This window comes from Rhodovulum sp., from assembly GCF_011048875.1.
Lineage (GTDB): Bacteria > Pseudomonadota > Alphaproteobacteria > Rhodobacterales > Rhodobacteraceae > Rhodovulum > Rhodovulum tesquicola.
The window spans coordinates 1-5,289 of the sequence record NZ_DSDD01000450.1 but is presented as its reverse complement, the minus strand read 5'-3'; the positions used below and the strand labels follow the sequence as shown (position 1 = coordinate 5,289).

At 66.6% G+C, this 5,289-nt stretch carries 3 protein-coding genes and 1 pseudogene; 1 reads left to right on the top strand and 3 read right to left on the bottom strand.

The features are described 5' to 3' along the window. The first annotated feature begins 151 nt into the window (after positions 1–151). Positions 152–1,029: pseudogene (locus ENN83_RS15360) on the top strand (YeeE/YedE thiosulfate transporter family protein). Here the strand turns inward: ENN83_RS15360 and ENN83_RS15355 are convergent. The 3 genes from ENN83_RS15355 to ENN83_RS15345 all read right to left on the bottom strand — a co-directional run. Further along, positions 962–2,248, bottom strand: a complete 1,287-nt coding sequence (locus ENN83_RS15355; protein WP_287188489.1) for a DUF3422 family protein — start codon at positions 2,246–2,248, stop codon at positions 962–964. The pseudogene ENN83_RS15360 and the gene ENN83_RS15355 sit on opposite strands and share 68 nt — an antisense overlap. 265 nt (positions 2,249–2,513) lie before the next feature. Continuing rightward, positions 2,514–3,950 carry an NAD(P)(+) transhydrogenase (Re/Si-specific) subunit beta gene (locus ENN83_RS15350; protein ID WP_287188486.1) on the bottom strand — a complete coding sequence of 479 codons (1,437 nt, stop codon included), beginning with the start codon at positions 3,948–3,950 and terminating at the stop codon, positions 2,514–2,516. Positions 3,951–3,965: 15 nt separating this feature from the next. Next, positions 3,966–5,289, bottom strand: a 1,324-nt coding sequence (locus ENN83_RS15345; protein ID WP_287188483.1) for a Re/Si-specific NAD(P)(+) transhydrogenase subunit alpha, incomplete at its 5' end; no start/stop codon positions are given.

Sequence of the window (5,289 nt, the reverse complement as noted above, 5' to 3'; positions counted from 1 at the left end):
GTCGCGCGGCCCCGCCCCGCGACCGCCCTTCCCCGCCGGGCCCGCGGGCACGAACAGCGTTCCGGCCCCGCGCGGCGCAGGGCCGACGCCCAGGCTTGATCGACGCGACCGGCCGGCGCATCTGCGTTCTTGCCCTTCCGGAGTAGCTGCCATGTTCGAGACCTTCGGCTTCGAGACCCTCACCGCCCCGCAGGCGGCCCTGTTCCTCGGCCTCGCGCTGGGGTTGATCTTCGGCGTGCTGGCCGAGGTCACGGGCTTCTGCTTCCGCCGTGCCGTCGCCGGCCCGGCCGAGACGCGGCGCCCCGCTCTGGGCGTCTGGATGATCGCCCTTGCCGCCGCGATCATTGCCACGCAGGGGGCCGTCGCGGCCGGGCTGATCTCTTTTGACGGCCACCGCTTCCTTTCCCTCGACCTGCCGGTGCTGGCGATCCTTGCGGGCGGGCTGATTTTCGGGGCGGGCATGGTGCTGACGCGGGGCTGCATCGGGCGGCTGACGGTGCTGAGCGGCACCGGCAACCTGCGCACGGCACTGGTGCCGGTGATCGTGGCGATCATGGCCCATACGACGTTGATGGGCGTCCTTGCGCCCCTGCGCACGGGCCTGGGCGCGGTGACGCTGCCCGTGGGTGGTGGGGTCTTGCCGCGCTGCCGGGCGGGGCGCTGGTCTGGTCAGTCGCCGCGACCGCTGTTGCGCCCGGCTTTGGTGTCGGGCTGATAGGTGGCGTGCTGGCCGGTGCGCTGGTGGCATCGCTGGTCGCGGGCCGCTTCCGCTGGCAAAGCTTCACGGGACCGGCCCAGACCGGCCGCCATCTTGCGGGCGCGGCGCTGATGGGCGTGGGCGGCGTGCTTGCGGGCGACTGCACGATCGGCGCGGGGCTCGCGGGCCTGCCCACGCTTGGCCTCTCGGCCTTTCTGGCGCTGGGCACCATCGCCCTGGATGCGCGCGCGACCGAGGCCGCGCTCAGCGCTCCATCCCGCGACGGATCGAACGCACCATCGCCCACACGCCCGCAACGACAAGGGGCGTGAGCAGGGCTGTCAGAAGCCCGGTCGAGACCTCCAGCGCATCGGCCAGCGGATAGACCATGTAGGACACAAGACTGACGGCGTAATAGCTGATCGCCACCACCGAAAGCCCCTCGACCGTACGTTGCAGGCGCAGTTGCAGGTCTGCCCGCTTGTCCATGCTTTCCAGAAGCTTCTGGTTCTGCGCCGAGCGCTCCACGTCGACCTGCGTCCGCAGCAGGTTCGCCGCCCGCACCGCGCGCCTTGTCATGTTGTTCAGCTGCGCCTCGGTCGCCTTGACGGTGCGCATCGAGGGTTCGTAGCGGCGCATCATGAATTCGCGGAATGTCTGGCGATAGCCGAACCGTTCCTCTCGCAGCACCTCGATGCGCTGGTTTACAAGCGCCTCGTAGGCAGTGGTGGCCGAGAACCGGAACGCGGTCTGCGCCAGCAGACTTTCCAGTTCCGCCGAAACCGCCAGAAGGTTGCGCAGCGTCTCCTCGGGCTGACGGTAGCCCTCGCGCATCTCGCCCACGAGTTCGGTCAGTTGCGGGTCGAGTTCGGCCAGACGGGCGGACAATTGCCGCGCGCGCGGCAGACCCAGCATCGACATCGCCTTGTAGGTCTCGATCTCGGTCAACCGCTGCACGATCCGGCCGACCCGCCGCTCGCCCGTGCCCGGCCGCGCAAAGACCGCGAACCGCATGTGCCCACCCGGGTCGATCCGGAAATCGGTCGCCACGATTCCGGCATCGTCGAGGATCGACGAGGCACAAAGGCTTTCGGCCACGAACCAGTCCGACAACCGATCGTCGATATCGTCACGCCCCTCGCGCAACTGTTCGACCCGGATCAGAGCCGAAGTCAGCCGCGCGCCCGGCGCCTTTTCCAGCCAGTCCTCGGAAAACACTTCCCACGCCGCGGGGTCGAAGGGCCGCTCGGCCACGCCGGGGGCGAAGATCGTGTAGGTCACGAATTCCGCGTGGCTTTCCCACTTGATCTTGTAGCGACCCATCGGCCCGAAGAAATGCGTGTCGCCCGGCTTTGGATGCTGGGCGCCGAACCGGTCGAGCAGATCGATCAGATGGGTCCGGTCCGCGTCCCGGTCGCGGCTGATCGCGTCCCTGGGTTGCTTGATTGCGAGGAAGGCCGCGTGGCAGGGCGGCTGCAGTGACGGAAAGGGCCGCGCATGCAGCTCGTTCGTCAGCATGTAGCGCAGCGGGTGGTCTTCGATGGGGGCCATGGCGGGCTCTCGGCTGACTCGGGGCTCAACCAAGCTCTAGCGCATGGATGGGGATTGTAAACGTGACAGCGACGCGCCCCGAGGACATGGCAGGGCCTTGCGCCGGGAAAGGACCGCTTTGCCTGGCTCTTCTTCTTGGTTCAAATACCCATAACCGCACGAAGTGCAAGCAGGCTTGCGCCGAAGGCGCTCAATTGGCAAGCTCGGCGACAATGATAAACGCCCCGCCAACCGGGCGGGGCGTCCGGAGCGCGCTGTGGCGCATTCAGCGCAACTGCGCCAGCAACTTGTCCAGGCTGTCCTTGGCGTCGCCATAGAACATCCGCGTGTTCTCCTTGTAGAAGAGCGGGTTCTCGATGCCTGAATAGCCCGTGCCCTGACCGCGTTTCGAGACGAAGACCTGCTTGGCCTTCCAGACTTCCAGCACCGGCATCCCTGCGATGGGAGAGTTCGGATCGTCCTGCGCCGCCGGGTTCACGATGTCGTTCGAGCCGATCACGATGACCACGTCGGTCGAGGGGAAGTCCTCGTTGATCTCGTCCATCTCCAGCACGATGTCATAGGGCACCTTGGCCTCGGCCAGCAGTACGTTCATGTGCCCGGGCAGACGGCCCGCGACCGGGTGAATGGCAAAGCGCACGGTCTTGCCCTGGTTGCGCAGGTGTTCCGTCAGAGCCGACACCGCGTTCTGCGCCTGCGCCACGGCCATGCCATAGCCCGGCACGATGATGACGCTGTCGGCGTCGTCCAGCGCCGCGGCCACGCCCTCGGCGTCGATGGCGATCATCTCGCCCTCGACCGCCGCCGCGGGCCCGCCCGTGCCGCCGAAACCGCCCAGGATCACGCTGACGAAATGCCGGTTCATCGCGCGGCACATGATGTAGGACAGGATCGCCCCCGACGAGCCGACCAGCGCGCCCACGACGATCAGCAGGTCATTGCCCAGGCTGAAGCCGATCGCCGCCGCCGCCCAGCCCGAATAGGAGTTGAGCATCGAGACAACCACCGGCATGTCGGCACCGCCGATGCCCATGATCAGGTGATAGCCGATGAACAGCGCCAGAAGCGTCATCAGGAACAGCGCCAGGAAACCGCCGCCCTGGAAGTACCAGACCGCCGTCACCACCGACAGGATCGCCGCGGTGGCGTTCAGCAGATGCCCGCCGGGCAGTTTCTTGGCCGCCGTGTTCACCTTGCCCGCCAGCTTGCCATAGGCAACGACCGACCCGGTGAAGGTCACCGCCCCGATCCAGATCCCCAGCACCAGTTCGACGCGCAGGATGTTGATCTCGACGGGCGTCTTCCTGGCCACGATCGCGGCGAAGCCATTCGCGAGCGCCGCGCGGCCCTCGTCGGTCATCGCCAGAACGCGTGTCGTCTCGAAATCGGCGTTGAAGCCGACGAAGACCGCCGCAAGGCCGACCAGAGAGTGCATGATCGCCACAAGCTCGGGCATCTGGGTCATCTGAACCCTGGTGGCCAGTTGGTAGCCGAGCGCCGCGCCGCCCGCGATAAGGATCAGTGACATCAGCCAAAGCCCCTGCCCCGGCCCGACCAGCGTCGAGATGACCGCGATGGCCATGCCGACGATGCCGTACCAGATCGCGCGCTTGGCGCTTTCCTGTCCGCTCAGCCCGCCCAGCGCGAGGATGAAGAGGACCGCCGCGACCACATAGGCCGCTGTCGTGAAGCCGAAATCCATTGTCCCCACCCCTCTTTACGATTTCTGGAACATGGCGAGCATGCGCCGCGTCACGAGGAAGCCACCGAAGATGTTGATCGACGCCATGAAGATCGCGAGGACCGACAGCAGGATCACCAGATAGGAACCCGATCCGATCTGCATCAGCGCGCCCAGGATGATGATCGACGAGATCGCGTTTGTGATCGCCATCAGCGGCGTGTGCAGCGAGTGCGAGACGTTCCAGATCACCTGGAAGCCGACGAAGACCGCCAGCACGAAGACAATGAAATGCTGCATGAAGCTCGCGGGCGCCACCAGGCCCACGGCCAGCAGCAGCGCACCGCCCCCGGCCAGCAGGCCGACCTGGGTCAGCGTCTGCTTCCTGAACGCGGCCACTTCCTTGGCCCGTTTCTCCTCGGGCGTCAGTTCCTTGGGCTTTTCCTTCTTCGGCGCGGCGGCAATCGCCTTCACCTTGGGCGGCGGCGGCGGGAAAGTGATCTCGCCCTCATGGGTCACCGTCGCCCCACGGATCACGTCATCCTCCATGTTGTGCACGACCTTGCCGTCCTTGCCGGGCGTCAGGTCGGTCATCATGTGGCGGATATTGTTGGAATAAAGCGTCGAGGATTGCGTCGCCATCCGGCTGGGGAAGTCGGTATAGCCGACGATGGTGACGCCGTTGCCGGACACGATCTTCTTGTCGGCCACCGTCAGGTCGCAGTTGCCGCCCTTTTCGGCGGCCAAGTCGATCACGACCGAGCCGGGCTTCATCGCCGCGACCATGTCCTCGGTCCAGAGCCTGGGCGCGGGACGGCCGGGGATCAGCGCGGTGGTGATGACGATGTCCATGTCGGGGGCAAGCTCGCGGAACTTTTCCAGCTGCTTTTCCCGGAACTCGGGGCTCGATGGCGCGGCGTAGCCACCGGTGGCGGCACCGTCCTGGGTGGCGTCCTCGAAATCGAGGTAGACGAACTCGGCGCCCATCGATTCGACCTGCTCGGCGACTTCGGGGCGCACGTCGAAGGCATAGACGATGGCCCCCAGAGAGGTCGCCGTGCCGATCGCGGCAAGGCCAGCAACACCGGCCCCGACGATCAGCACCTTGGCCGGAGGCACCTTGCCCGCGGCGGTCACCTGGCCGGTGAAGAAGCGGCCGAAATTGTTACCCGCCTCGATCACCGCGCGATAACCCGCGATATTCGCCATCGAAGACAGCGCGTCCATCTTCTGGGCACGGGAAATGCGCGGCACCATGTCCATCGCGATGACGTTGGCGCCCCGGTCCTTGCAGCGCTGCAACAGCGCCTCGTTCTGGGCCGGCCAGAAAAAGCTGATCAGCGTCTGGCCCTTGCGCAGG

Bases quoted from the DNA above. Each gene is read 5' to 3' on its own strand.
- ENN83_RS15355 (WP_287188489.1), bottom strand. From the start codon at position 2,248: ATGGCCCCCATCGAAGACCACCCGCTGCGCTACATGCTGACGAACGAG.
- ENN83_RS15350 (WP_287188486.1), bottom strand. From the start codon at position 3,950: ATGGATTTCGGCTTCACGACAGCGGCCTATGTGGTCGCGGCGGTCCTC.